21 protein-coding genes and 1 tRNA gene are annotated in these 25,923 nt (G+C 63.9%); 10 read left to right on the forward strand and 12 right to left on the reverse strand.

The genetic code is table 11. The features are described from left to right. The first annotated feature begins 93 nt into the window (after positions 1 to 93). The gene (locus LNV06_RS15480) at positions 94 to 2,793 is read left to right on the forward strand and encodes a bifunctional acetate--CoA ligase family protein/GNAT family N-acetyltransferase (RefSeq protein ID WP_263539199.1); all 2,700 of its coding nucleotides are present in this window, start codon (positions 94 to 96) and stop codon (positions 2,791 to 2,793) included. A gap of 87 nt (positions 2,794 to 2,880) precedes the next feature. Here LNV06_RS15480 and LNV06_RS15485 read toward each other — a convergent pair whose 3' ends face one another. Further along, positions 2,881 to 3,237, reverse strand: a complete 357-nt coding sequence (locus LNV06_RS15485; protein WP_263539200.1) for an HU family DNA-binding protein — start codon at positions 3,235 to 3,237, stop codon at positions 2,881 to 2,883. 197 nt (positions 3,238 to 3,434) lie between these two features. On the opposite strand from LNV06_RS15485, the gene LNV06_RS15490 reads away from it, so the two are divergent. Next, positions 3,435 to 5,603: a putative bifunctional diguanylate cyclase/phosphodiesterase gene (locus LNV06_RS15490; RefSeq protein WP_263539201.1), complete on the forward strand. Its 2,169-nt coding sequence runs from the start codon at positions 3,435 to 3,437 to the stop codon at positions 5,601 to 5,603. Positions 5,604 to 5,685: 82 nt separating this feature from the next. On the opposite strand, the gene LNV06_RS15495 is transcribed toward LNV06_RS15490, so the two are convergent. Next, positions 5,686 to 5,770 (reverse strand) — tRNA-Leu (locus LNV06_RS15495). Between the two features lie 181 nt (positions 5,771 to 5,951). Here LNV06_RS15495 and LNV06_RS15500 point away from each other — a divergent pair. After that, positions 5,952 to 6,101, forward strand: a complete 150-nt coding sequence (locus LNV06_RS15500) for a hypothetical protein (protein WP_263539202.1) — start codon at positions 5,952 to 5,954, stop codon at positions 6,099 to 6,101. Between the two features lie 23 nt (positions 6,102 to 6,124). Here LNV06_RS15500 and ureG read toward each other — a convergent pair whose 3' ends face one another. The 7 genes from ureG to LNV06_RS15535 are packed head-to-tail and all read right to left on the reverse strand — an operon-like array spanning position 6,125 to position 10,980. Continuing rightward, positions 6,125 to 6,775, reverse strand: a complete 651-nt coding sequence (gene ureG, locus LNV06_RS15505) for an urease accessory protein UreG (RefSeq protein WP_263539750.1) — start codon at positions 6,773 to 6,775, stop codon at positions 6,125 to 6,127. 2 nt (positions 6,776 to 6,777) lie between these two features. Beyond that, a complete protein-coding gene (locus tag LNV06_RS15510) occupies positions 6,778 to 7,455 on the reverse strand; it encodes an urease accessory protein UreF (RefSeq protein WP_263539203.1) in 678 nt (225 codons plus the stop codon). After that, positions 7,452 to 7,976, reverse strand: a complete 525-nt coding sequence (gene ureE, locus LNV06_RS15515) for an urease accessory protein UreE (RefSeq protein WP_411970124.1) — start codon at positions 7,974 to 7,976, stop codon at positions 7,452 to 7,454. The genes LNV06_RS15510 and ureE overlap by 4 nt, the downstream gene beginning before the upstream one ends. Positions 7,977 to 7,987: 11 nt before the next feature. Further along, on the reverse strand, positions 7,988 to 9,751 hold the full coding sequence (gene ureC / locus LNV06_RS15520) for an urease subunit alpha (RefSeq protein ID WP_263539204.1): 1,764 nt from the start codon (positions 9,749 to 9,751) through the stop codon (positions 7,988 to 7,990). Continuing rightward, the gene (locus LNV06_RS15525; RefSeq protein WP_263539751.1) at positions 9,751 to 10,056 is read right to left on the reverse strand and encodes an urease subunit beta; all 306 of its coding nucleotides are present in this window, start codon (positions 10,054 to 10,056) and stop codon (positions 9,751 to 9,753) included. The genes ureC and LNV06_RS15525 overlap by 1 nt, the downstream gene beginning before the upstream one ends. 5 nt (positions 10,057 to 10,061) lie before the next feature. Further along, entirely contained in the window at positions 10,062 to 10,643 is a 582-nt protein-coding gene (locus LNV06_RS15530; RefSeq protein WP_263539205.1) for a HupE/UreJ family protein, read from the reverse strand. Positions 10,644 to 10,677: 34 nt separating this feature from the next. After that, positions 10,678 to 10,980, reverse strand: coding sequence for an urease subunit gamma (locus tag LNV06_RS15535; protein ID WP_263539206.1), 303 nt, complete (start codon positions 10,978 to 10,980; stop codon positions 10,678 to 10,680). A gap of 102 nt (positions 10,981 to 11,082) precedes the next feature. On the opposite strand from LNV06_RS15535, the gene LNV06_RS15540 reads away from it, so the two are divergent. Continuing rightward, positions 11,083 to 14,631, forward strand: coding sequence for a hybrid sensor histidine kinase/response regulator (locus LNV06_RS15540; protein WP_263539207.1), 3,549 nt, complete (start codon positions 11,083 to 11,085; stop codon positions 14,629 to 14,631). Continuing rightward, positions 14,628 to 15,686 (forward strand): response regulator transcription factor, encoded by a 1,059-nt coding sequence (locus tag LNV06_RS15545; RefSeq protein ID WP_263539208.1) that lies wholly within the window; start codon positions 14,628 to 14,630, stop codon positions 15,684 to 15,686. The genes LNV06_RS15540 and LNV06_RS15545 overlap by 4 nt, the downstream gene beginning before the upstream one ends. A gap of 28 nt (positions 15,687 to 15,714) precedes the next feature. On the opposite strand, the gene LNV06_RS15550 is transcribed toward LNV06_RS15545, so the two are convergent. Then, complete coding sequence (locus tag LNV06_RS15550; protein ID WP_263539209.1) at positions 15,715 to 16,089, reverse strand: Mpo1-like protein; 375 nt, start codon at positions 16,087 to 16,089, stop codon at positions 15,715 to 15,717. A 721-nt stretch (positions 16,090 to 16,810) separates the two neighbouring features. Between LNV06_RS15550 and LNV06_RS15555 the strand changes: the two genes are divergently transcribed. From LNV06_RS15555 to gtfA, 5 genes are all read left to right on the forward strand, one after another. Beyond that, positions 16,811 to 17,884 carry a LacI family DNA-binding transcriptional regulator gene (locus LNV06_RS15555; protein WP_263539210.1) on the forward strand — a complete coding sequence of 358 codons (1,074 nt, stop codon included), beginning with the start codon at positions 16,811 to 16,813 and terminating at the stop codon, positions 17,882 to 17,884. Positions 17,885 to 18,115: 231 nt separating this feature from the next. Then, complete coding sequence (locus LNV06_RS15560) at positions 18,116 to 20,401, forward strand: TonB-dependent receptor (protein WP_263539211.1); 2,286 nt, start codon at positions 18,116 to 18,118, stop codon at positions 20,399 to 20,401. Between the two features lie 13 nt (positions 20,402 to 20,414). Next, the gene (locus tag LNV06_RS15565; RefSeq protein WP_263539212.1) at positions 20,415 to 21,434 is read left to right on the forward strand and encodes a PfkB family carbohydrate kinase; all 1,020 of its coding nucleotides are present in this window, start codon (positions 20,415 to 20,417) and stop codon (positions 21,432 to 21,434) included. Further along, positions 21,431 to 22,774, forward strand: coding sequence for an MFS transporter (locus LNV06_RS15570; RefSeq protein ID WP_263539213.1), 1,344 nt, complete (start codon positions 21,431 to 21,433; stop codon positions 22,772 to 22,774). Before LNV06_RS15565 ends, LNV06_RS15570 begins: the two co-directional genes overlap by 4 nt. Positions 22,775 to 22,792: 18 nt before the next feature. After that, on the forward strand, positions 22,793 to 24,286 hold the full coding sequence (gene gtfA / locus LNV06_RS15575) for a sucrose phosphorylase (protein WP_263539214.1): 1,494 nt from the start codon (positions 22,793 to 22,795) through the stop codon (positions 24,284 to 24,286). 10 nt (positions 24,287 to 24,296) lie between these two features. Here the strand turns inward: gtfA and LNV06_RS15580 are convergent, their stop codons facing one another. After that, positions 24,297 to 25,436, reverse strand: a complete 1,140-nt coding sequence (locus LNV06_RS15580) for an alpha/beta hydrolase family protein (RefSeq protein ID WP_263539215.1) — start codon at positions 25,434 to 25,436, stop codon at positions 24,297 to 24,299. 55 nt (positions 25,437 to 25,491) lie between these two features. Further along, positions 25,492 to 25,785: a hypothetical protein gene (locus LNV06_RS15585; protein WP_263539216.1), complete on the reverse strand. Its 294-nt coding sequence runs from the start codon at positions 25,783 to 25,785 to the stop codon at positions 25,492 to 25,494. Positions 25,786 to 25,923 lie beyond the last annotated feature (138 nt).

Consider the following 25,923-nt stretch of genomic DNA (forward strand, 5'->3'; position numbering starts at 1 on the left):
GCAGGGCGAGCGCCTTGCTCTTGCCCTGCGTCAAGCGCACTGCGGGGCGCTCGCCCTAGACTGCCAGCAGCCCAGCCAGCAAAAAAGGACGCCATGGACAAGCATTACCTGACCCCCTTGTTCACCCCCGAATCCATCGTGGTGTTCGCCGGGTCGGCCGAGGGCGAGCATCCCTCCGAGGCGCAAAGTGTTCAAGCCCGAGCCCTGCAGCAGGCGCTCGGCGCGCAGGCTTTCAGCGGCAATCTGCGCTATCTGGACATCCACACCACCGGCACTCTGGCCGATCTGGCCCAGGCCCGCGCCGACTTGGCCATCATCGCCCTACCGCCGCAGGACATGGCGGCCGCGCTGGAGATCGCCGGCCGCATGACTTGCCGAGCCGCGCTGCTGATCAGCAGTGGTGTGTCGGCCGAGCAAGCCGCCGGTCTGAAGCGAATTGCCAAACGCGAGGGCATGTTGCTGCTGGGGCCTAACAGCCTGGGCCTGCAGCGCCCAGCGCTGCAGCTCAACGCCAGCGTGGCCGGTGAGCTGGCCACGGTCGGGCCCTTGGCCTTGGTGTCGCAGTCGGGCGCCTTGACCGCGTCGATGCTGGACTGGGCGCGCAGCAATGCGGTGGGCTTCTCTTCCGTCGTCTCACTGGGGCCCAACACCGCGGTGGACATTGCCCAGGTCTTGGACTTCCTCGCCCACGACGCCCAAACGCAAAGCATCATCGTCTACCTGGAAGGCATCTCCAACGCGCGCCGCTTCATGAGTGCGCTGCGCTCGGCCGCCAATGCCAAGCCGGTGGTGGTCTTGAAAGCGGGCCGCAAGCCCGCCGGCAATGCCGCTGCACAGACCCATAGCGGCGCCATCGTCGGCAGCGACGAGGTGTTTGACTCTGCGCTGCGCCGCGCCGGTGCGGTTCGGGTTAGATCGTTCGTCGAGTTATTTTCTGCCGCCAAATGCCTGGCCTCGCGCTACCGCCCGGTGGGCAAGCGTCTCGCCATCGTCACCAATGGCGGCGGCCCCGGCGTGCTGGCCGCGGACTGGATCAATGAAATTGCGCTGCAGTTGGGCACACTCTCGGCCGAAGTGGCCGCCACGCTGAAGCCCAAGCTGCCCGAACTGGCCAACTTGACGGACTTGATCGACCTGTCCGAGGACGCCGACGGCAGCCATTTCCAAGCCGCCATCGAAGCCGCCGGCCGCGAGCCGCAGATCGACGGCGTGCTGGCCATCTACTCGCCCAAGCTGGGTGCCGACACCAAGGGCGTGGCGCGCGCGCTAGCCGAAATGAAGCGCAGCCTGAGCAAGCCGCTGCTGGCCTGCTGGATGGGCGACGCCTCGGTGGGCGAGGCCCGGCAATTGCTCAATGAGGCCTCGATTCCGAGCTTTCGCACGCCCGAGGCGGCGGTCGGCGCCTTCGGCAATATCTCGGCCTTCTACCAAAACCAAAGGTTGCTGCAGCAAACCCCGCCGCCGCTGTCGGCCCTGGCCAAACCCGATATCGAAGCGGCACGACTCGTGATCGAAGGCGTTTTGGCCGAGCGCCGCAAGGTCTTGACCGAGATGGAGTCCAAGACCTTGCTCTCGGCCTTTCAAATTCCGGTCACCCACACCATCCTGGCCCGCAGCGCCAATGAGGCCATGATGACGGCCACCCAACTGGGCTACCCGGTGGCGCTGAAGATCGACTCACCCGACATCAGCCACAAGTCCGATGTGCAAGGCGTGGTGCTGGGCCTGACCCATGGTGCGGCCGTCAAAGAGGCCTATACCGAAATGATGGAACGGGTCAGCCGCCTGCAGCCGCAAGCGCGCATCCTGGGCGTCACGGTGCAGAAGATGGCCGCCGCGCGGCGTGGCCGCGAGGTCTCGGTCGGACTGGTCACCGACGACCCCTTCGGCCCCGTCGTGGTGTTTGGAGCGGGCGGCACCATGATCGAGCTGATCAATGACCGCGCGATGGAGCTGCCGCCGCTGAACCAATACCTGGCGCGCCGCTTGATCGAGCGCTCGCGCGTGGCTGAAACGCTGGGCGAATGGCGTGGTGCCAGTGCGGTGGACATGGACGCGCTGGAGCAGGTGCTGCTGCGCGTGTCTGAAATGGTGTGCGAGCTGCCGCAGCTGCGCGAGATGGACATCAACCCCATCATCGTGGACGAATCCGGCGCGGTGGCGGTAGATGCGCGCATCGTCATCGATACCGCGCCGCTGTCCATAGGCCCGGGTTCGCAGCGCTACGGCCACCTGGCCATCCTGCCCTATCCGGCGCGGCATGAGCAGCTCTTCCCGATGCGCGGCGGCGGCGAGTATGTGGTGCGACCGATCCGGCCCGATGATGCGCAGATGCTGCAAGAGCTGGTGCACCGACTCTCACCCGAGAGCCGCTACTTCCGCTTCATCTCCTCGATGACCGAGTTGCCGCCGGCCTTGTTGGCGCGCTTCAGCTTGATCGACTACGACCGCGAGATGGCCTTGGTGGCAGTCTACAAGGAGCGCAGCGCTGCGGACGATGGCGAGATCATCGAGACCGAGCGCATCATCGGCGTATCGCGCTACATCACCAATCCAGACCAGAGCAGCTGTGAGTTCTCTCTGGTGGTGGCCGATGACTTCAGCGGCAAGGGCCTGGGTTCGCGGCTGATGGACAGCATCATGGAAGTGGCGCGCGAGAAAGGCTTGAGCGAGATCAATGGCATCGTGCTCACCAAGAACCCTGGCATGTTGCGGCTTATGAAAAGCTTGGGATTTGCCATCAAGCCTTTTGACGAAGACCCCGACTTCAAATGGGTGACTCACCCTTTGTGAGCCAAGCTTGAGCCCAGCGACGAATGGGCAAAGAAAAACGGCCGGTCACCGCGAGGTGCCGGCCGTTTTTATGTCCAGCTGGACTGATTACTTCTTGGCCTTCTTGGCGGCCGGCTTGGCAGCAGGCTTGGCGGCAGGCGCAGCCTTGGCGGCCTTGCGAGCAGCAGCCTTGGGGTCCACAGCAGCCTTGAAGCCAGCGCCAGGCGTGAACTTCGGCAGCTTGGCCGCGGCGATCTTGATCTTGTCGCCGGTGCTGGGGTTCACGCCGGTGCGAGCGGCACGGGCGTGCTGCTTGAAGGAACCAAAGCCGGGAATCGACACGGCGCCGCCCTTCTTGACGGTGGAAACCACGGCGTCAAGCAGGGTCTCAAGAATGCGGCCGGCTTCGGCCTTGGTCAGCTCGTGCTTGGCGGCCAGATGTGCGATCAGTTCGGTTTTATTCATTCCAGGGTCTCGTCTGAGGTTTAGCCCGACCATCTCGGGCGGCGCTATTTTGACCTGAATCGCCCCGATAGCCGATGACGACTTGCTAAAAAAGGATCAGCGCGCTGCAGAAATATTGCCAAAAACATCTTCAGACACCTAGGAACGTGGCGATCAAGTAAGCTTGACGCCGCCAAATCCCCTCCAACAAGGGATCCATGAAAGCTCCAGCCAAGCAAAAGCCGGCTTCAGGGAAGCCAGCCGCAGCGCTCATTGACGCCGCGCTCACTCAAATGGGCTGGCCGCCTCGTGCCATGCTGAGCCGCATGCCGATGCTGATTGCCTTGCTGGACGGCCAACTCAAGCCGCTGTTTTGCACCGAGGCCCTGTTGCGTTATGCCGGCGGCAGCCCAGTCGCAGACGCACCGAGCAGCTGGCAGGCTTGGGTTCACCCGGACGACCTGCAGGCGCTGGCTCATGCACGCGAAATGGCTTTGGCACGAAATGGCCGCGCCTTTGAACATGATGTGCGGCTGCGTGCGTCGGACGGCAGCTTCCGTTGGCATTTGTCGCAACTGAGCCGCTTGGTGGGGGCCAGCAGCGACAGCGATTTTGAGGCCGACACTGAGGACTGGCTGTTGGCCGTCTACGTGGACATCGACGTACGCAAGCAGGCCGAGGCCAGCTTGAAGGACAGCGATGACCTCTGGAAGCTCGCCTTGGAAAGCAATGGCGATGGCGTCTGGGACTGGTATGTACAAACCGGCGTGGAGCTCTATTCGCCGCGCATCCTGCAGATCTACGGTTATGCGCCGGGTGAGATCGACCCGGACCCGGCTGAGTTTGACGCCCGCACCCATCCCGATGATTTGGCCCAAATGCGCGCCGACCGCGATGCCCACTTCTCCGGCCTGACGGCGATCTACAGCAATGAACATAGGGTGCTTTGCAAGGATGGCAGTTGGAAATGGGTGCACAGCCGCGGCATGGTGATCAGCCGCGACGAACAGGGTCGTCCGCTGCGCATGGTGGGCACCCACACCGACATCACCTTGCGCAAGCAGGCCGAGGCGCTGATCTGGGAACAGGCTCATTTTGACGCCCTCACCGGCCTGCCGAATCGCCGCAGCCTGCGCGACCGGCTGGCGCTGAGTCTGCAGACGGCTGCACATGACCACAGCCAACTGGCGGTGCTCTTCATCGACCTCGACCATTTCAAGGAAGTCAACGACACCTTGGGTCACGATATGGGCGACGCCTTGCTGATCGAAGCGGCGCGACGCATTCTGGCCAGCGTCGGCCGCAGCGACACCGTGGCGCGCATGGGCGGCGATGAGTTCACCGTGCTCTTGAACTCCGTCGCCGATGCGGCGCAGGCGGAGCAAATCGCCCAACAAATCATCGCGAACTTGGCCGCCGCCTTCCATCTCGGCAGCGAACGGGTGTTCGTCTCCGCCAGTATCGGTTTGAGCCTTTACCCCCATGACGGTCAACGCATCGAGACGCTGTTCAAACACGCCGATCAGGCCCTGTATGTAGCCAAGGCCGCGGGCCGCAACCGTCTGGGCCGCTTCACGCCTGAATTGCAAGAGGCCGCCTTGACGCGCATGCGCTTGAGCAATGACCTGCGCGAAGCCCTGGAGCAAGAACAACTGTTTCTGGAGTACCAACCCATCGTCGACCTGGACACGGGCCAGATCCACAAGGCCGAGGCCTTGTTGCGATGGAATCACCCGACACTGGGACGCGTCAGCCCGGCGGTTTTCATCCCGCTGGCCGAATCCAGCGGTCTGATCATCGAGATTGGCGAATGGGTGTTTCAGCAAGCCGCCGCTCAAGCCAAGCAATGGCGGGAGACGGTGGATCCGAGCTTTCAAATCAGCATCAACAAGTCTCCCGTGCAGTTTCGCGACGACGCGGCCCGCAATGGCAGTCATCGCAGTTGGGCCCAAAGATTACTAACACTGAATCTGGACGGCTCCGCCCTGACCATTGAAATCACCGAAGGCCTGCTGCTGGAAGCGGATCAGGGCGTGAAGCAAAGCCTGCAAACCTTGCGCGCTGCAGGTTTTCAAATCTCACTCGATGACTTCGGCACCGGCTTTTCCTCCCTGGCCTATTTGCACAAGTTCGACATCGACCTGATCAAAATCGATCAACGCTTTGTGCGCGAACTGAGGCCCGATGCCAAAGATCTGGTGCTGTGCAAAGCCATCATCACCATGGCCCATGCCTTGGGCATGAAGGTGATCGCTGAAGGCGTGGAAACCGCCGAGCAGAGAGACCTGCTCCAGGACTCGGCCTGCGATTTTGCTCAGGGCTATTTGTTCGCCCGCCCCATGGGCGCCACAGCTTTGGAGCAGCTGTTGGTGTCGGTCAATGCCTGAGCCAGGATCGCAAAAGACCCACACAAAAAGCGACGCAGAATGACAAAAGGGCCGATGCTTTCGCATCGGCCCTTTCTCAATTTGGTGCCCAGGAGAGGACTCGAACCTCCACGGAGTTACCCGCTAGTACCTGAAACTAGTGCGTCTACCAATTCCGCCACCTGGGCTTTTCTTCTCGTTGCTTTGGCGTGCTTTGCAGCTCGTTCAGCGAAGAGGCCGGACTATAGCATGAGTTTTTGGATTCTGTAAAACGGAGAACAAAACTTTTAAAGTTAAGACGCCCAACACCGATGGCACGGAGCTTGCGTTAACCCCTGGACATAGCACTCAGCCCAAAGGGAACACGCCATGGTCAAGAACAAGCTCAGCCTCACGCGCACCCCGCGCCGCAGCCTCTCTGCACTCACCACCCTCAAGGCCTTGGCCTTGGTCACCATGATCTGGGGCGTGGCCTACCCAGCCCTGCTTTGGGGCATTGGCGCACTGCTGCAGGCCTGAAACGCCCCAAGCAGGCGCAGCACTCAGCCGAGCAGCATGCCGCGCTGCTCGATGAAGGCCACCACCTCGGCCACGCCGGCCAAGGTCTTCAGATTGCTCATCACAAAAGGCTTGCTGACACCGCGCATGCGCAAGGTGTCGGCGGCCATCACCTCCAGATTGGCGCCCACATGCGGCGCCAAGTCGGTCTTGTTGATGACGAACAAATCGCTTTTGGTGATGCCGGGGCCGCCCTTGCGCGGGATCTTCTCGCCTGCTGCGACGTCGATCACATAAATCGTCAAGTCGCTCAACTCGGGGCTGAAGGTGGCGGCCAGGTTGTCACCGCCCGATTCGACAAACACCACGTCGGCATCGGGGAACTCGGCCAGCATGCGGTCAATCGCCTCCAGATTGATGGAACAGTCCTCGCGGATGGCCGTGTGCGGGCAGCCGCCGGTCTCCACGCCCAAGATGCGCTCGGCCGGCAAGGCGCCGCTCAGCGTCAGCAAGCGCTGGTCCTCCTTGGTGTAGATGTCGTTGGTGATGGCGATCAAGTCCCAGCGTTCGCGCATGGCCTTGCAGAGCATCTCCAACAAGGTGGTCTTGCCCGAACCCACCGGTCCCCCGATACCGACCCGCAGCGGCGGCAGCTTTTTGCTGCGATGGGGGATGTGATGAAGCGGTGTTGAGATGCTCATGATCGAAACAGGCGTGAGTACTGGGTTTCATGCCGCGCTGACAAAACAGCGAGCATGGGCGAAAAGGCTTGGGCCTGGTCTTGCTCTGCCAGCGTCATGGCGCGCGCCACGGCCGCGGGCGTTTCGGCCGCCAGACGAGCCAGGATGCGTTGCCCCGAACTCTGGCCCAAGGGCGCCGACTTGATGGCTGCGCTCACCATGTTCTCGGCCCAGCCGAAGCTGTAGGCCATCAAAGCATCGGGCAGCGCCGCGCCGCTGCTGGCCAAGGCCAAGGCCATCACCAAGGGATAGGTGGGCTGACCCAAGGCCTGGCATTGCAGGATCTGCTCGGCGCTGGCGGTGTGATGGTTGCGCAGCCAATCCAAAAGCGAACGCCCCATTTGCTCGGACTGCAAACGCAGCTCCGCGCTCTCGCGGGTTTGCAGCACCCAGTCATTCAAGACCCGCAAGCCCGACAGGTCCGCGCAGGCCCAGGCTGCAATAGCGCGCGCCGTCAAAGCCAGGTCGCCGCGCGTCTGCGTCAGCGCGAGTTGCTGCGACAGCCATTCGGCCGCGCTCGCCTCGTCATGCACCCGACCATGCTCGACCGCCGACTCCAAGCCCTCGGAGTAAGAAAAGCCCCCAATCGGCAAGGCCGGCGAGGCCAGCCACATCAACTGCAGCAAGGCACTCATGGGTGGGGATGGGGATGGGGGTGTGCATGTGAATGCGCATGGCCATGTTCATGGGAGTGGGCGTGCCCGGCGCCATACGCCCCGGCCTCAGGTTCAAAGGGCGCGTTCACCGCAGCCACTCGGAGGTGCATGGCCTGCAGCATCTCGGCCAAGACATGGTCGGGCTCGATCTGCAAATAGTCGGGCCGCAGTTCGATGGGCACATGGCGGTTGCCCAAGTGATAGGCCGCGCGAATCAGATCAAAGGGCGAGCCATGTTCCGGGCAAGCGCTGATGCGCAGCAAGGCCTGCGGCGCGGCCGTGACACGGATCAAGGACCCGTCCTCGGCCACCAACACATCGCCCCCGCGCAAAACGGTGCCGCGCGGCAAGAAAACACCGAGACTGCGGCCCAGGCTGTCTTGCGCTTGGAAGCGACTTTTTTGACGGCAGTCCCAGTCCAACAAGAGCTCGCTGGCGCGCTTCAACAGCACGGCGGCCAAACCCTGGCCCTGAGGAATCCGCTTGGACACTTGCAGCATTGATCAATGCCTCAAAACAGAAAATAGCGCTGCGCCATTGGCAGCGAAGTCGCGGGTTCGCAGCTGAGCAATTGCCCATCAGCGCGCACCGCATAGGTTTGGGCATCGACTTCCATGCGCGGCAAATAGTCGTTATGAATCATGTCGCGCTTGCCAATGCCGCGGATGTTTTTCACCGCCGCCAAGGTCTTGCTCAAGCCATAGCGCTGGCCCACGCCGGCCGCCATTGCGGCTTGCGAGACAAAGGTCAAGGAACCACGCGCCAGCGCGCCACCGTAAGCCCCAAACATCGATCGGTAGTGCACCGGCTGCGGTGTCGGAATCGAGGCACTGGGGTCACCCATGGCGGCCATGGCAATGCTGCCGCCCTTCAAAATGAAGCTGGGTTTGACGCCAAAGAAGGCCGGCTTCCAGATCACCAGATCGGCCCATTTGCCCACCTCAATGCTGCCGACCTCATGGCTGATGCCATGCGCAATCGCCGGGTTGATGGCCAGCTTGGCCACATAACGCTTCACCCTTGCGTTGTCGTTACGCGCCCCATCGCCGGGCAAGGCGCCGCGCTGCGTCTTCATTTTGTGCGCCGTTTGCCAGCAGCGAATGATGACCTCGCCGACCCGGCCCATGGCCTGCGAGTCAGAGCTGAACATGCTGATGGCGCCCAGGTCATGCAAGATGTCTTCGGCGGCAATGGTCTCGCGGCGGATGCGGCTTTCGGCAAAAGCCAGATCCTCGGCGATGGCCGGGTCCAGGTGATGGCAGACCATCAACATGTCCACATGCTCATCCAGCGTGTTGATGGTGTAAGGCCGAGTCGGATTGGTGGAAGACGGCAGCACATTGGCCTCGCCCACCACCTTCAAGATATCGGGCGCATGGCCGCCGCCCGCGCCCTCGGTGTGGAAGGTGTGGATGGTGCGGCCCTTGAAGGCCGCGACCGTGTCTTCCACAAAGCCACTCTCATTGAGCGTGTCAGTGTGGATGGCCACTTGCGTGTCGGTGGCTTCGGCCACGTTCAGGCAGTTGTCGATGGCGGCCGGCGTCGTGCCCCAGTCTTCGTGCAGCTTCAGGCCAATGGCGCCGGCCTCGATTTGCTCATGCAGGGCGCCGGGCAGGCTGGCATTGCCCTTGCCCATCAAGCCCAGATTCATCGGGAAGGCATCGGCCGCCTGCAGCATGCGTTCGATATGCCAAGCGCCCGGCGTGCAGGTGGTGGCGAAGGTGCCGGTGGCCGGCCCGGTGCCGCCGCCCAGCATGGTCGTCACGCCGCTGGAGAGCGCCTCTTCGATCTGCTGCGGGCAGATGAAGTGGATGTGGGTGTCCACCGCGCCGGCGGTCACGATCATGCCCTCGCAGGCAATCACCTCAGTGCCGGGGCCGATGATGATGTCCACGCCGGGCTGGGTGTCGGGGTTGCCGGCCTTGCCGATGGCGGCGATGCGGCCGTTCTTCAGGCCGATGTCGGCTTTGACGATGCCCCAGTGGTCAAGGATCAGGGCGTTGGTCATGACCGTGTCAACCGCCCCTCCGTCCTTCCCATCACCGCGGCCGCGTTGCGACTGCGCCATGCCGTCGCGTATGGTCTTGCCGCCGCCGAACTTCACTTCTTCGCCATAGCCGACGGCATTGCCGGCGGCGTCGACACGTCCCTCGCCTGCGCGCAGGGTCAGGTCTTGCTCCACCTCAATGATCAGCGCGGTATCCGCCAAACGCAGGCGGTCGCCCACGGTCGGGCCATACATCTCCGCATAGGCGCGGCGTCCAATGGTGGCCATCACAAAGGCCCTTGCACCAGGCCGCGAAAGCCGTAGACGATGCGATCGCCGGCCAGATCGACCAGCTCCACCGTGCGCTGCTGGCCCGGCTCAAAACGCACCGCCAGGCCCGAGGCGATGTTCAGCCGCATGCCGCGCGCGGCAGCGCGGTCGAAGCTGAGCGCCGCATTGGTCTCGGCAAAGTGGTAGTGCGAACCGACCTGAATCGGCCGATCGCCAATGTTTTGCACCACCAGGCTGAGCGTGCGCCGGCCGGGATTGAGCTGATGCTCGCCCGCATCAGTAAAGAGTTCGCCGGGGATCATCATGCTCAAACCACCCGCAGCAACAAGCCCAGGCCCAGCAGCGCGATACCGCCGCCCAGCATGCGGCTCAAGCCAAGCTGCCAAAGTGCATTGCGGCGCAAGACCAAGCCCATCGCCAAGCCCAGCAAATGCAAGCCCCAGGTGGCCACCACCATGCCGATCAAGGCCAGGCTGCCCTCCAACTCGCTGCCATGGGCCACACCGTGGAAGAAGGCAAAAAAGCCCACCAGCGCCATGGCCAAAGCCGGCCCCATCTGCTGCCGCAGCGCAGCCAACAAACCCAAGCACAAGACGGACACCGCAATCATCGGCTCCAGCGCCGGCAAGCCCATCTCAGCCAAACCGCCCAGGCCGGCCAAGGCGCCAGCCAGCAACATCAAGGCAAAGGCCAGCGGCGCGCGCCAGGGGCGCTGCAAGGCCAAGCCGCTCCACAGGCCGACGGCCAGCATGGCAGCCAAATGGTCCGCGCCGCTGAGCGGATGAACAAAGCCGCTCAAGAAGTCATGGCCGTGGGCGACGTCCCCGGTGTGCGAAGCCGCCAAGACCGGCAAGAGGGCGGACAGTGCGGTGACGAAAAAACGCTTCATGCAAACACTCCTGAATACGAAAAAAGGCTGGGCTTCAAACAATCGGCTGGTGCACCGTCACCAGCTTGGTGCCGTCGGGGAACGTGGCCTCCACCTGAATGTCGGCAATCATTTCGGCCACGCCGTCCATCACGTCAGCGCGGCTGAGTAAGTCGCGGCCCTCGCTCATCAACTGCGCCACGGTCTTGCCGTCGCGCGCGCCTTCCATCACCGCGGCGCTGATGAAGGCCACCGCCTCCGGGTAGTTCAGCTTCAATCCGCGAGCGCGGCGGCGCTCGGCCAGCAAGGCGGCGGTGAAGATCAAGAGCTTGTCGCGCTCTCGGGGAGTCAATTCCATGGCAGGGCCTGAATTCGCTGTGGTCCCTCAGTCTTAGCAAGCCCCGTGCCGCTTTTGCTCATCACCAGCGCAGCGGGCACGAAACCTGCACACCCCAGCGGCATGAGCGAGCTCGCCGCCAGTCCCTGCCCAAGCACCACCCCAAGCATCAGCCCTGCCACCAGCAGCGCGCCCCAGCGCGTCATCAAGGTGCGCCGGGACTACAACGCCTGGGTGGCCAGCGAAACGCTGGAAGACTATGCGCTGCGCTACACGCCGCAGCGCTTTCGGCGCTGGTCCAAGTTTCGGGTGGCCAACACCGCCTTTGGCGCGGCCTCGTTTCTGATCTTGGAAGCGGTGGGCGCCACGCTGCTGCTGCAATACGGTTGGGCGAATGCCTGTTGGGCGATTCTGGCCACCGGTCTGATCATCTTTCTGGCCGGCCTGCCCATCAGCATCTATGCCGCTCGCTACGGCGTGGACATGGACTTGCTGACCCGCGGCGCCGGCTTTGGCTATATCGGCTCGACCCTGACCTCGCTGATCTACGCCAGCTTCACCTTCATCTTCTTTGCGCTCGAAGCGGCCGTGATGGCCTATGCCCTGGATCTGGCGCTGGACATCCCGCCGCGCTGGGGCTATCTCATTTGCGCGCTGGTGGTGATCCCCTGGGTCACCCATGGGGTCTCGCTGATCAGTCGGCTGCAACTGCTCACTCAGCCGCTGTGGCTGCTGATGCTCTTGCTGCCCTATGGCTTTGTTTGGGTGCGTGAACCCGCTGCTTTCGCGGGCATCACGCACCAGATTGGCGTGCAGTCCGGCGCTGCGGGTTTTGATCTGCGCTACTTCGGTGCAGCACTCACCGTGGGCATTGCCCTGATCACGCAAATGGGCGAGCAAGCCGACTACCTGCGTTTCATGCCCGCCCTGCGCGCGAACGCCAGCATTGCGGAGCGGCGCCGCTGGTGGACTGCGGTGCTGGTGGGCGGGCCGGGCTGGGTGGTGTTGGGCGTGTTGAAGATGCTGGGCGGCGCGCTGCTGGCCTATCTGGCCCTCAGCCACGCGGTGCCGCCGGAGCGCGCCGTGGACCCGAATCAGATGTATCTGGCGGCCTATGAATATGTATTCCCGCACTACGGCTGGGCGGTGGCCGCCACCGCGCTCTTTGTGGTGATCTCGCAGCTGAAGATCAATGTCACCAATGCCTATGCCGGCTCCCTGGCCTGGAGCAACTTCTTCTCGCGCCTGACCCACAGCCACCCCGGCCGGGTGGTCTGGGTGGTGTTCAACACCTTCATTGCCTTCTTGCTGATGGAGATGAATGTGTTCGAGGCTCTGGGTCTGGTGCTGGGGCTTTATGGCAATGTGGCCATCGCCTGGATGATGGCGGTGGTGGCAGATCTGGTGATCAACAAGCCCATGGGTTGGTCGCCAGCCGGCATCGAGTTCAAGCGCGCCCATCTGTACGACATCAACCCGGTGGGCGTGGGCGCCATGGCCCTGGCCTCGCTACTTTCGGTGAGCGCGCATCTGGGTCTCTTCGGCGAAGGGCTGCAGGCTTTCTCGGCCTTGATCGCCATGGGCTGCGCCCTGCTGGCCTCGCCGCTGATCGCCTGGGCCACGCGTGGGCGCTATTACCTGGCGCGCTCGGCGAGCACCGCCACTCCAGCCGCCGAAGCAGGCAGCTACACCCGCCTGGTCAACCGGCGCTGCGTGATCTGCGAGCGCAGCTATGAAGGCCCAGACATGGCACACTGCCCGGCCTATCAAGGCCCGATCTGCTCCTTGTGCTGCACGCTGGACGCGCGCTGCGGCGACTTGTGCAAGCCGCAGGCCAAGCTCTCGGCCCAATGGGCGGCGGCGCTGCGCTGGCTTTTGCCGCGCAAGACCTGGCCCTTTTTGGACAATGGCCTGAGCCACTTCTTGCTCTTGATGGGCGTGGCGCTGCCGCTGCTGGCCGGCTTGTTCGGCCTGCTCTACAGCCAGGAGCTGCGCAGCCTGGCCGGCACTGCGGACACCCAGGCCTTGCAGAGCCTGCGCGCCGGCTTCATCAAGGCCTATGTGCTGCTCGGCCTGGTGGCCGGCATTGCCGCGTGGTGGTTGGTGCTGACGCATCAAAGCCGCGAGGTCGCTCAAGAAGAGTCGAACCGCCAAACCGAGGCCTTGATGCGCGAAATCGCCTCGCACCAGCGCACCGACGAAGCGCTGCAAGCCGCGCGGCTCTTGGCCGAGCGCGCCCAAGCCGCGGCGGAAGCCGCCAACCAGGCCAAGAGCCGCTACGTCAGCGCCATCAGCCACGAGCTGCGCACGCCGCTGAACAGCATCTTGGGCTATGCCCAGCTGATGGCCGAAGACCCCACGCAAGACCTGCCCCCCAGGCGCCGCCAGGCGGTGCAAGTAATCAAGCGCAGCGGCGAGCACTTGCTGCAACTGATTGACGGCACGCTGGACCTGGCGCGCATCGAAGCCGGCAAGCTCAGCCTGGAGCTCGCGCCCATGCGCTTTGAAGACTGCCTGCATGAACTGGCCGAGATGTTCGAGCCGCAAGCCGCCGCCAAGGGGCTGCGCTTTCACTTTGAGCCGCAGGGCGAATTGCCCACTTGCGTGCGGGCCGACGAGCGGCGCCTGCGTCAGATCCTCATCAATCTGATTGGCAATGCGCTCAAGTTCACGCAGCAGGGCGCGGTGCGCCTGCGGGTGCGCCATGCGCGCGAGATGGCCTGGATTGAGGTGCAAGACAGCGGCCCCGGCATGAGCGAAGCCGACTTGGCGCGCATCTTCGAACCCTTCACTCGCGGCAGCGCGTCGGGCGAAGCCACGAGAGAGGTCGCCAGAGAAGCCGGTACCGGCTTGGGCCTGAGCATTGCCAAGATGCTGGCCGCGCTGATGGGGGGTGAGCTGACGGTGCGCAGCCGCTTGGGCGAGGGCTCAACGTTCACCGTCAAGCTCTTCTTGCCGGCCATCGCCGAGTCCGGCCTGCCGCATGCTCAAGCCCGCGCCATCCATCGTCCATTGCCCCGTTTGGGCTATGCCGGGGCGCGCCGCACCGTGCTCTTGGTCGATAACGAAGAAGCTGATCGGCAGCTGCTGCAAGAACTGCTGCAACCCTTGGGCTTTGAGCTGCATTGCGCCGCCAGTGGTCATGACGCTTTGGACCTGCTGGTAAGCGCCGGCCTGCGCCCCGATGCTGTGCTGATGGACCTGGCCATGCCCGGCATTGACGGCTGGGAGACGCTGCGCCGACTGCAAGCACTGGCGTTGAAGCCCGCCCCAAAGGTCGCCATTGTTTCGGCCAATGCGTTTGAGAAAGGCCAAGACAACACGGCCGGCATCCGCGCGGCCGACTTCATCACCAAGCCGGTTCGGCATGCCGAGTTGCTGGATTGGTTGGGCCAGGCTTTGCAACTGCAATGGCTGAGCGGCACGCCCGAGCCCGCGTCCCGGCCTCAGGAGGCGAGCCCAGCGGCAAGCGTCGCTCTGCCGGCCGAGCATCTGCCCGCCCTGCGCGAGGCTGTACAGCTGGGCTTTTACCGCGGTGTCTTGAACCAGCTCGACGCCATGGCTCGCCTGGCGCCAGAGAGCCAGCTCTTCATCGAGCAGTTGCGAGGTATGGCCGCGCAGTTTCAGTTTGAAGCCATGGAACAGTTGTTGAGCGAGGCCCCAAGCATATGAATGCAGGTGTCAAAAACGAGGCGCCGCCTTTCAACGCGAACTCCAGCGCGCACTCCAACGCGCAGTACGGTCCGCAGTTCGCCCGCCAACGTGGCGAGCTGGTCTTGATCGTCGACGATGTCCCCGACAACCTGAGCCTGCTGCACGATGCGCTGGATGAATCGGGCTACACCGTGCTGGTGGCCACCAACGGCGAGGCCGCGCTCAAGCGCGCCACGCAGGCCCTGCCCGACATCGTGCTGCTGGACGCAATGATGCCGGGCTTGGACGGCTTTGAGGTGGCGCGTCGCCTGAAGGCCAACGCCGCCACGGCGCACATCCCCATCGTTTTCATGACGGGCTTGACCGAGACCGAGCATCTGGTCGCCGCGCTCGACGCCGGCGGGGTGGACTACGTGACCAAGCCCATCCGGCCCAAGGAGGTGCTGGCTCGCATGCAAGTGCATATGCGCAGCGCGCGCCAGGCTCAGGGCGCGGTGCAAACGCGGCGGGCGCTGGACGCCTTTGGCTACGCGAGCATCACGGTGCGCGCCAGCGATGGCCGGCTGATGTGGCAAACCCCTTTGGCGCGCGAGCTGCTGTTGACCTACTTCGGCAGCGCCGGCAGCCGCGCGCCCGAGCCGGTGCTGGCCTGGCTGCAGCGCCACCTGCCCGCCGCACGCGATCAACAGCTCGAGCCACCGCGCCTGTATGTCGAGCAGGGTGCGCGACGTCTGAGTTTTTCACTGCATCAACAGATAGGCAACGAGGCTGAAGGCGAGAACCCCGAGGAGGCTGGCGATTGGCTGATCGTGATGCGCGAGGTGTCTGATGCCGCCATCATCGAGTCCATGGGCCTGAACTTCCGGCTCACCGCCCGCGAGGCCGAGGTCTTGTACTGGGTCATCAAGGGCAAGATCAACCGCGATATTGCCGACATCCTCGGCGCCAGCCCGGCCACGGTCAAAAAGCACCTGGAGCGTGTATTTGCCAAGTTAGGCGTTGAAACCCGCACCGCCGCCGCCGCCATGGCCATGGGCCGCATCCGGCAATTGCACCCGCAGTGGGAGCTTTGAGCGACTGTCAGTTCAACAATTCAAAGGTTCAGAAGCTCAAACGACCGAGCCACATGTCGCGGTACATCACCCAGTCGCCCATCAAGCTGTACAAAGGGCGGCTGAAGGAAGCCGGCTTGTTGTGCTCAAAGCCAAAGTGCCCCCACCATGCGAAGCCATAGCCCAACAAAGGGCAGAGCCAGCACAAGGCCCACACGCCCGTCACCGCCGCCGCGACCAGACAAAGCAAGACCAGGCTGGACCCGATGAAGTGCATGCGACGGCAGCGACGGTCGCTATGCTCCCCCAGGTAGAAGGGGTAGAACTCAGCGAAGCTGCGAAGCTCGCGCGGATCTACTCGACCAGCAGCGGCGGAGGCATCGTCCGTCGTGGCCGGTACTGCGTCTTGCTTGCTGCTGTGCATGGATGGTCGCTCCTGTTTTCTTGCAGGCATCTTGCCCCCTGCCTCATCCCCAAGAAAGCCGTGCCTGCCCTATCCAGGGTATGTCCCGACGCAAATTTGTGCACAGCTGCCCCAGGGTGGTGCTGGCGTGGATGGCATCGAAAAACACTTAGCGGATCTTCGCCTGTCGGCAGGTGCCGAGCGCCGCCGGGGACGCAATTCCGCTCCTGTCCCCCGCCGTCGCCCTTCAGGCGCCGGCTCCTCCTCTACCTCGCGGAATCACGTCCCCGACGCCACTCGGCAGTTCCACCAATGCGAGTCCGCGTGGAGGTCGCAGGGCCGTGCTGGATCAGGACGCTTGGGGGCTTTGCGACACGAGGTAAAGGAGGAGCCACGGGCGAAGACCGGGGCGGGGGACTGAGCTCGGACTCAAGGCGTCCTGAGGATGGCTTGAGCCTAGCGAAGGGCTGGGCCGCTGGCCCAGACAGGAGCGGCGCAGAGCCTTCAAGTGGCCCGATCTCCGCCAGATCGGAGGTCAACAAAGCACACCAGAAAAAAAGCCCCAAGCTTTTGGCCTGGGGCTATGAATCCACCATAGGGACGGTGGAGGAGACAACTGAGTACCTCTTAGCTTTAGCAGCATTCGTGCCAGCTTTAGCTGAGGCCGCACCGATGTCGCGGCGAAGCATGCTCAAAGTCGGCTCTGAGCTTGCCTTCAAGGGCTGCGGCACAATACAGCCCCATGCCAAAGCGTGAGCCTTCATCAGTTTCCAAAGCCGCCAAACCAGACGCGAAGCAAGGTCCCGCAGAGCAGCGGCGTTTGCAGATGGCCGACATCGCTCGATTGGCTGGTGTCTCGATGTCCACGGTGTCGCGTGCTTTGAGCGGCAGCCCTTTGGTGAACGCCGAGACCCGCCAACGGGTGGCCGAGTTGGCCCGCTCACTGAACTATTCAATCAATCTCGGCGCGCAGAACCTGCGCTTGCAGAAGAACCGCATCGTCGCCGTGGTCGTGCCCTATGAAGCGGCCTCGCGGCAACACATTTCAGACCCCTTCTTCCTGGCGCTGGTCGGCAGCATCGCGGATGCCCTAACGGATCAGGGCTACGACATGTTGCTCTCCCGTGTCGACGCCGAGCACCTGGACTTGGCTGCACAGTTCTACGACTCGGGCAAGGCGGTCGGCGTGATCATGGTGGGTCAATGGCGCCACCATGATCAACTCAACGCCTTGGCCACACGCCAACTGCCGCTGGTCGTTTGGGGTGGCGCGCTGCCGCAGCAGCTCTACTGCACCGTCGGGGGCGACAACACCGACGGGGGTCTGCAAGCCACCCGCCATCTGCTGCAACTGGGCCGGCGACGCATTGCGTTTCTCGGCGATGCTCAGCTGCCCGAAGTTTGGCTGCGCCGGGAGGGGTATCTGCAAGCCCTGCAAGAAGCCAAGCTGCCAGCCGAACCGGCGCTCGCCTTGGCCTTGCCTTTTGAACCCAGCGCCGCGCGCACGGCCATCGAGCAATGGCTGCCCGAGGCGCCCGCTTTTGATGCAGTGCTGGCTTGCAGCGACTTGTTGGCCTTGCAGGCCATTCATTGCTTGCGCGCACGCGGGCAACGTGTGCCGGAGGACGTCGCGGTGGTCGGTTATGACGACATGCCTCTGGCGGCCTACTGTGACCCGCCACTGAGCACCGTGCACCAGCCGGTAGCCGAAGCCGGAGCCGAACTCGTGGCGGCGCTGATGGCCCAGCTGCGCGGCACGCCCAGCCCCTCACGCACGCTGGGCGTGAAACTGATCGTCCGCCATAGCACTGGCTGACGATCGATTGCAAGAAATTTTTCAGTAACCTTGTAATGCCAATGCAGATACGTGTTTCCCCTCGTTTGCAATCGATTGCAATCGATTGCAATAAGTTTCAGAATGGTGCCCTAGAAGACGGCGGTGGTGCACGATGCCCCAAAAGGCAACACGCCCACCAGCGGTCTCGACGATCCGCTGGTGACGCCACTTCCCTGAGCGTGACCAGTTCCTCAATAGGAGACAGACGCCATGCGAAACCACCAGCCCTCTTTCTCACGCCGCCCGACTTTGGCCGCCATCACCCTGGCACTGCTGCAGCTACCCGCCCTGGCCCAGCAAGCTGCGGCTCCCGCGAGCGAGGCCGAAGCCGCGCAAGACGGCAAGCAAGACAGCCTCAAACTGAATCAAGTGGTGGTGACCGGCAGCTCGGTTCGTACCAGCAAGATGAAGCAAAGCCTCTCGGTCAGCTCCATGGACAGCGAACAGATCAGCAAAGTAGGCGCGAGCAACGCTGCTGAACTGCTGCGCAGCGTGCCGGGTCTGCGGTCGGAGTCGACCGGCGGTGAGGGCAATGCCAATATCACCGTGCGCGGAGTGCCCCTATCGGCGGGCGGTTCGCGCTATGTGCAAATGCAAGAGGACGGCCTGCCGGTGCTGCTCTTCGGTGACATTTCCTTCGGCACGGCCGACCAATTCCTGCGGGCCGACTACAGCACGGCCCGCCTGGAGGTGGTGCGCGGCGGCTCCGCTTCGACCTTGGCCTCCAACTCACCCGGCGGCATCGTCAACTTCATCAGCAAGACCGGCGCCGGCAAGCCGGCCGGCTCCATCGGCCTAAGCCTGGGACTGGACAACCGGTTGATGCGCCTCGATGCCGACTACGGCGGCAGCATCGGCAAAGGCACCAGCTTCCATATCGGCGGGTTCCAACGCGTTGGCGAGGGTGGTCGCCCAACCGGCATGAACGTGGAAAACGGTGGCCAGATTCGCGCCAAGCTGACACAGAAAATCGACGCCGGCTACCTGAGTGTCAATGTCAAGGCTCTGAACGATCGCACGCCCTCCTTCATGCCCGTACCAGTCACGGTGGACAAGGGGCAGATCAACACGATTGCAGGCGTCGATCCACGAACGGCCTTCTTCATCACCCCCAGCCTGGCCAAGGACACCGGCTACAACAAGGACGGTGGCACCAGCACCAGCAACACCCGCGATGGCCTCAACATCAAGAGCCTGGCTTTTGGCTTCGAGGCTGGCCTGGATCTGGGCCAGGGATTCAGTGTGGAGGAGAAATTCCGCCGGGCAAGCAACTCGGGCCGCTTCATTGCGCTGTTCCCGGCTGACAACGGCAACAATGGTGCAGACAAGTCCTTCACCGGCACACTCTTCAACACCTCGCTGGACAACTTTGACAACACCTTCAATGACCTGAAGCTAAGCAAGGTGATCCAAGGCGAAGGCGTCAAAACCACCTTGGTCGCTGGCCTCTTCACCGGCGTGCAGAACGTCGCCCAGACTTGGTTCTGGAACCAATACAAACTGAGCATGCAAGGCGTTGGCTCGCAGGTACTGAATGCTGCCGGCCAGCCCGGCAGCGCTCCGATCGCCGAGGGCTGGACCACCTGGGGCGGCTGCTGCACCCGCAGCTTCGATGTGCAGTACACCCAGACTTCGCCCTACGCTGCAGCTTCAGTGGAACTGGGCAGCTTGATCCTCGACGGCAGCTTACGCCGCGACGAACAAAAAGCCAGCGGCTACACCTTGTCGGGCAACAACACGGCCAAGACCTGGGACAGCGCTAGCCAGAAGACCATCAACTATAAAGTGGCACACACGTCCTACTCGCTAGGTGCCAACTACAGCATAACGCCCAATCTGGCCGGCTTTGCTCGCGTTAGCAACGGCGTGTCCTTTAGCGCGGACCGGCTGCTTTATGGCAACCCGCTGGACGGATCGGTGCCGATCAGCGTCAACGAGATCGACCAGGTCGAAGGCGGCGTGAAGTGGCGTCAGAGTGGCCTGAGCCTCTTCGCCACATTGTTCAATGCGCGCACCACCGAAAGCAATTTCGAGGTCACCACCCAGAAGTTCAGCGCAAACAAATATGAAGCCAAGGGTCTAGAGCTGGAAGCCGCCTACAGCTGGGGAGACTTCAGCATCAGCGGCGGCGCCACCTTCACCAACGCCAAGATCAAGGCCTCGAACGACGCCGCCATCGTCGGCAAGAAGCCGCGCCGTCAGGCCAGCTTCGTCTACCAGCTGGCACCCAGCGTGATGCTGGGCCAGATCGAGGTGGGCGCCGCCCTGGTCGGCTCGGGCAAGTCCTACGGTGACGATGCCAACACCATCACCATGAAGGGCTACACCCTGATCAATGCCTTTGTGAATGTACCCTTGGGTGACAAGGCCCAGCTCTCGCTCTCGGCCAACAATCTGTTCAACACCTTGGCCTACACCGAGATCGAGGGCGACGGCCATGCCGCACGCGCCTTCAACGGCCGCAGCCTGCGCGCCACGCTGAAGTACAACTTCTGATCGCGGCGGCCTCATGCACAAGGAGCTGAACTCCGCCGTCCTGCTGGTGGGCGAAGCGCTGGTGGACGAGTTCCACGAGCGCCAAATCGCCGGCGGCGCACCCTTCAATGTGGCGCGCTCGCTGGGAGCCTTGCTGGCCGACGAGGGCGGCGGCTCAGCCCCGGTGTGCCTGGTCAGCCGCATCGGCCATGACGATGTCGGTGGCGCCCTGATCCGTGCCAGCCTGCAACGCTTCGGCCTGGCGACCGAGGCGGTGCAGATCGACCCCACGCACGCGACCGGCCGCGTCACCGTCAGCGAGCAGTTCGCCGCCGACGGCAGCCCGGCCGGCCACAGCTTTCACATCCACACGCCGGCCGCCTGGGACTTCATCGCCTCGGAACCGGCCTTGGCCTCACTGGAAGCCTTGCGACCGCGTTTCTTCTACTTCGGCACCTTAGCCCAGCGTGGTGCGGTCTCGGGCGCCAGCATCCTGGCCCTGGCCGAGCGCGCCCGCACCCTCGGTTGCACGCGCTACCTGGACCTGAACCTGCGCGCCGGCACAGACACGCCCCTGCTGGCCGGCACCTCGCTGGCCCAGGCCGACTGGCTCAAGGTCAATGACGAGGAACTGGGCCTGCTGCTGCGTTGGTTCGGCCGCGCGGGTGATGCGGCACTGAACCCGCTGGACGAGGCCCAAGCCTTGAGCCCCGCGGTGGCGGCGCTGATGCAGCGCTTCGGTCTGCAGCGCATGATCCTGACCCGCGGCGGCGCTGGCTATGCCGCCTTTGCCGCGGACGGTGCACTGCTGGCGCAAGGGTCAGGTCTTGCCATCGCCCAATTGGTCGACACCGTGGGCGCGGGCGATGCCTTCAGCGCCATGCTGCTAGCCAGCCTGATGCGCGGCGATTCACTGCCGGCCAGCCTGCAATTGGCCAATGGCTACGCCGCAGCCCTATGTGGCGAGCGCGGCCCCATGCCCGAGGACGATGCATTCTTCCTGCCATGGCGACAGGCCCTGCAGCAACAAACGCTGAAGGAAAACGGCTCATGAGTCACATGAACAAACCCAGACTCAGCTTCTGGCAGATCGTCAATATGAACATCGGATTCTTCGGCATCCAGTTCAGCTTCGGTCTGCAGCAGAGCAATATGAGCCCGATCTACCAGTACCTGGGCGCGGACGAAGCCAGCCTGCCCTTGCTGTGGCTGGCCGGGCCGCTGACCGGCCTGCTGGTGCAGCCCCTGGTCGGTGCCTTCAGCGACCGCACGGTCAGCCGCTGGGGCCGGCGCACGCCCTACTTCCTGATCGGCGCCCTGCTCTGCAGCCTGGGCCTGCTGGCCATGCCCTTCAGCCCGACACTGTGGTTTGCCGCCGGCCTGCTCTGGATCCTGGATGCTGCCAACAACGTGACCATGGAGCCCTACCGCGCCTACGTCTCGGACCGGCTCGACGCCAGCCAGCATTCCTTGGGCTTCCTGACCCAAAGCGCCTTCACCGGCCTGGCCCAGACCCTGGCCTATCTCGCGCCCACCTTGCTGGTGCTGATGGGCATGGACAAGGACGCGCTGGGCAGCAACAACATCCCCCAGATCACCCTGACGGCTTTTCTCATCGGTGCCGTGTTTTCCATCAGCACGGTCTGGTGGTCGGTGCGGCGGGTGCCCGAGTTGCCGCTGAGCGCCGCGGAGCTGGCGCAGATACGCCGCCAGCCGCGCGGCCTGGGCGCAGCGCTGCACGAGATCTGGAGCGCGCTGCGCGAGATGCCGCGCACCATGCGCCAGCTCTGGTGGATGAAGCTGTTCCAGTGGTACGCCATGATGTGCTACTGGATCTACATCGTGCCGTCCCTGGCCCTGACGCTCTTCCAAAGCAGCGACCCGCATTCCCAGGGCTTCCGAGACGCTGGCCTGGTGAACGGGCAGATCGGAGGCTTCTACAACTTCGTCGCCTTCCTCGCGGCTTTTGCGATGGTGCCCTTCACCCGGCGCTTCGGCCCCAAGCGCGTGCATGCGCTCTGCCTGGTGCTGGCCGGCGCCGGCATGTGGGCCATCCCCGAGATCCAGAACCGCTGGCTGCTCCTTCTGCCCATGCTGGGCGTGGGCCTGGCCTGGGCCAGCATCATGGGCAACCCCTATGTGCTGCTGGCCGGCAGCATCCCGCCCGAGCGCGCCGGCGTGTACATGGGCATCTTCAATATGTTCATCGTCATCCCCATGCTGATCCAGATGGTGACGCTGCCGCTGATTTATCACAGCCTGCTGGGCGGCCGCCCGGACCATGTGATCCGCCTGGCCGGCGCCCTGCTGGTTTGTGCCGCCATCGCCATGCTTCGGGTGCAGACCCAGGCCCGCCCGTCCCCTTTGCCCGAGAACGAAGCCGGCGTGGCCTGAGCCACGCCGCCCACCGATATGAAGAACCAAGTCCAACTGATCACCTACGTCGACCGCCTCGGCGGCCGCCTCGACGGCCAGGACCTGCAGCGCCTGCGCCGCCTGCTGGGCCCGGGCGGCGCGCTCGGTGAGGTCTTCGGCGGCGTGCACCTGCTGCCTTTCTTCCACGCCATCGACGGCGCCGATGCGGGCTTCGACCCGATCGACCACACCCAGGTCGACCCGCGACTGGGAAGCTGGAGCGACATCAAGGACCTGACGGCCACCCTCGACGTCATGGGCGATGTGATCGTCAACCACATGTCGAGCAGCTCGCCGCAATTTCTGGACTACTCGACGCACGGCGACGCCTCGCCCTATGCCGGCCTGTTTCTGACCCTGGATGCGGTCTTCCCGCAGGGCGCCACCGAAGCCGATCTGCTGGCCGTCTACCGGCCGCGCCCGGGCCTGCCGGTACAGATGGCCACACTGAAGAACGGCCAGAAGAAGCTGCTCTGGACCACCTTCACCGCCGCCCAGATCGACATCGCTGTGCACCACCCGCAGGGCCGCGCCTACCTGCTGAGCATCCTGCAGACCTTTGCCGAGCAAGGCATTCGCATGGTGCGCCTGGATGCGGTGGGCTATGCCATCAAGAAGGCCGGCGCCAGCTGCTTCATGATGCCGGAGACTTTTGCCTTCATCGACGAGTTCGCGGCACAGGCACGCGGCTTGGGCATCGAGGTGCTGGTGGAGATCCATGCCTACTACCGGCGCCAGATCGAGATCGCTGCGCGCGTGGACTGGGTTTACGACTTCGCCTTGCCGCCGCTGGTGCTGCACGCTTTCTTCTTCGCTCAGTCCGGTCCGCTGCAGCAGTGGATCGCGCAGCGCCCCCGCAATGCGCTGACGGTGCTGGACACGCACGACGGCATCGGCATCATCGACATCGGCGCCGACGCCAGCGACCGCGAAGGCCAGCCCGGCCTGGTGCCGCCGGCCGAACTCGATGCCCTGGTCGAGCGCATCCACAGCAACAGTGGCGGCGAGAGCCGGCAAGCCACCGGCGCTGCCGCCTCCAACCTCGATCTGTATCAAGTCAACTGCACCTTCTACGACGCCCTGGGCCGCGACGATGTGCGCTATCTACTGGCGCGAGCGCTGCAGTTCTTCCTGCCCGGTGTGCCCCAGGTCTACTACGTCGGCCTGCTGGCCGGCCACAACGACATGGAGCTACTGGCCCGCAGCGGCGTCGGTCGCGACATCAACCGCCACTACTACGACGAAGCCGAGATTGCCTCAGAGCTGCAGCGACCAGTGGTGCAGCAGCTGGTCCAGCTGATCCGCCTACGCAACAGCCACCCCGCTTTTGCCGGCGAGTTCAGCAGCGAGGCCAGCAGCCCGCAAGACCTGACCCTGCGCTGGCAAGCCGGCGAACATCGAGTCTCCCTGCAACTGAACTTCGCCTCCCTGGCCCATGACTTGAGCTTTAGCACGGCGAACGGAGAAACAAAGCGACTGCAGTTTCGCTGAGCGTCCAAACTCAGCGACGCCGCAGCTGGGCCAAGGTCCAATCAGGCAAGAGCTGCAAATAGCCGGGGGCATAAGCCGCTTCGGCATCCCACAAATAGCGGGCGCTCATGCCCCAGGTCCATTCCTCGGGCCGCTGGGTCTGATAGCGATCGGCCCGCAAGAGCTGGTGATCGCCGCCGGCAAAGACCTTGACCGCGTGGTGCTGCTGCACCAGCACCTGGTTCGATTGATCGATGGGCCCGGCGTGCAAGAGCTGGGCATAACGACGCGCCGAAGCAGCAGCGTCCACATTCAGATCTTGCGCCCCCCACACGGCCAAGAAGGGCGCTTGCGCCACGTGCACGCCGGCACTGGCATCGGCCTGGCGATTCAGCGCCACAAAACGGTAACGCTCGGCCGACAAAGGCGTCGCGTTCGCACCCAAGGGCGGTGGGCTTGCGCTGAGATAGCGGGTCAGCGCTTGCCGATAGTCTGCATAACTCAATGCCAAATCGGGCTGCGGCGCGGCCCGCTGCCAGGCCAGCACGGCCTCCACCGCCGCCTCATCATCACCCAAGCCCTCACGCCGCAAGCGTTGGCGGGTGAAGTACTCGCCCTGCGAAGCCCAATCGACCGCGCCGCCCACGGTGATCAGAAAAGCCGGCATCTGCGGCTGTGGCCATTGCGCCGCCTCGGCCAAGACCCAAGCGCCTTGCGAAAAGCCGATCAAACCTAAACCACGCGGGTCCACCTCGGGGCGCTTTGCCAGCAAAGCCATGGCAGCGGCGGCCTCTTCGGCGCGTTGCTGCAAGGTCTGGCCCTGCCAGCCCAGGTCTTCGCGGGACTTGCGCAGCGGCAACGATCGCCCGGTGCCCGGCTTGTCCCAGCTGAAACAGGCAATGCCCGCCTTGAGGAAGGCATTCATCAACAAGGCATAACGATCCAGCCCGCGGTCTTGCGGGCCGTCTCCATGCACAAACAACACGACCGGATGCGGCCCCGGCCCGCTGGGCAAGAGCAAGCTGCCCGACAGCTGGTAATCCCCCTGGCTGAAGCTCAAGTCCAGCTGCTGCTGAGCCTTCACCTCATGAGCGGCCAAACGCAGCGCCAAGACCAGCAGCAAGCCCAAACACAGGGCCGCCAGGCCCAGCCAAAAAACACGTCGTCTCACTCGGTCCATGCGCGCCGCACACCCTCTTCTTCCATTGCCTTCGACACCATCCGACTCAGTTCTGCGCCAGCTTGCCGCCTTTGATCAGCACCTCGCTGCTGGCCTTCACCTCCACCGCCTCGCTGGCCTCAAACCGGAGCGTGCGACCCTTGATAACAATGCTGCCGTCTTTTTTCATCAGCAGGCTGGCTTGGCCAACCACCAGCTCCAAGCTCTCTTCCGCCTCGATACGCAGATGCTTGCCGACTTGCACGCGCAGGTCTTTGGCCACACTCAGCCGAGCCTGCCCGTCAAGCGCAATGACGCGATCGGCCACGGCAGCCCCCGGCAAGGTCTTGTTTTCAGGCATGCTTGATCTCCGAAATGAAAGCCCGGGCAGGATAGCGGATCGCCCTCGGGCGCGTACGCCATCCGCCGTATATCGTTTCTGCTTCGCGATGCCTACATTGGACCTGTCCCTGAGGCCGGCTGTGGCCCAGGCCCCCGG

Origin of the sequence: Paucibacter sp. Y2R2-4 (assembly GCF_025717535.1) — a bacterium.
GTDB lineage: Bacteria > Pseudomonadota > Gammaproteobacteria > Burkholderiales > Burkholderiaceae_C > Paucibacter_A.

Bases quoted from the DNA above. Each gene is read 5' to 3' on its own strand.
- LNV06_RS15500 (WP_263539202.1), top strand. From the start codon at position 5,952: ATGGTCAAGAACAAGCTCAGCCTCACGCGCACCCCGCGCCGCAGCCTC.
- LNV06_RS15540 (WP_263539207.1), top strand. From the start codon at position 11,083: ATGAGCGAGCTCGCCGCCAGTCCCTGCCCAAGCACCACCCCAAGCATC.
- LNV06_RS15565 (WP_263539212.1), top strand. From the start codon at position 20,415: ATGCACAAGGAGCTGAACTCCGCCGTCCTGCTGGTGGGCGAAGCGCTG.
- LNV06_RS15555 (WP_263539210.1), top strand. From the start codon at position 16,811: ATGCCAAAGCGTGAGCCTTCATCAGTTTCCAAAGCCGCCAAACCAGAC.
- ureC (WP_263539204.1), bottom strand. From the start codon at position 9,751: ATGGCCACCATTGGACGCCGCGCCTATGCGGAGATGTATGGCCCGACC.
- LNV06_RS15510 (WP_263539203.1), bottom strand. From the start codon at position 7,455: ATGAGTGCCTTGCTGCAGTTGATGTGGCTGGCCTCGCCGGCCTTGCCG.
- LNV06_RS15550 (WP_263539209.1), bottom strand. From the start codon at position 16,089: ATGCACAGCAGCAAGCAAGACGCAGTACCGGCCACGACGGACGATGCC.
- LNV06_RS15490 (WP_263539201.1), top strand. From the start codon at position 3,435: ATGAAAGCTCCAGCCAAGCAAAAGCCGGCTTCAGGGAAGCCAGCCGCA.
- LNV06_RS15485 (WP_263539200.1), bottom strand. From the start codon at position 3,237: ATGAATAAAACCGAACTGATCGCACATCTGGCCGCCAAGCACGAGCTG.
- LNV06_RS15560 (WP_263539211.1), top strand. From the start codon at position 18,116: ATGCGAAACCACCAGCCCTCTTTCTCACGCCGCCCGACTTTGGCCGCC.
- LNV06_RS15530 (WP_263539205.1), bottom strand. From the start codon at position 10,643: ATGAAGCGTTTTTTCGTCACCGCACTGTCCGCCCTCTTGCCGGTCTTG.
- LNV06_RS15585 (WP_263539216.1), bottom strand. From the start codon at position 25,785: ATGCCTGAAAACAAGACCTTGCCGGGGGCTGCCGTGGCCGATCGCGTC.
- LNV06_RS15570 (WP_263539213.1), top strand. From the start codon at position 21,431: ATGAGTCACATGAACAAACCCAGACTCAGCTTCTGGCAGATCGTCAAT.
- LNV06_RS15525 (WP_263539751.1), bottom strand. From the start codon at position 10,056: ATGATCCCCGGCGAACTCTTTACTGATGCGGGCGAGCATCAGCTCAAT.
- ureE (WP_411970124.1), bottom strand. From the start codon at position 7,976: ATGCTGCAAGTGTCCAAGCGGATTCCTCAGGGCCAGGGTTTGGCCGCC.
- LNV06_RS15545 (WP_263539208.1), top strand. From the start codon at position 14,628: ATGAATGCAGGTGTCAAAAACGAGGCGCCGCCTTTCAACGCGAACTCC.
- gtfA (WP_263539214.1), top strand. From the start codon at position 22,793: ATGAAGAACCAAGTCCAACTGATCACCTACGTCGACCGCCTCGGCGGC.
- LNV06_RS15535 (WP_263539206.1), bottom strand. From the start codon at position 10,980: ATGGAATTGACTCCCCGAGAGCGCGACAAGCTCTTGATCTTCACCGCC.
- LNV06_RS15480 (WP_263539199.1), top strand. From the start codon at position 94: ATGGACAAGCATTACCTGACCCCCTTGTTCACCCCCGAATCCATCGTG.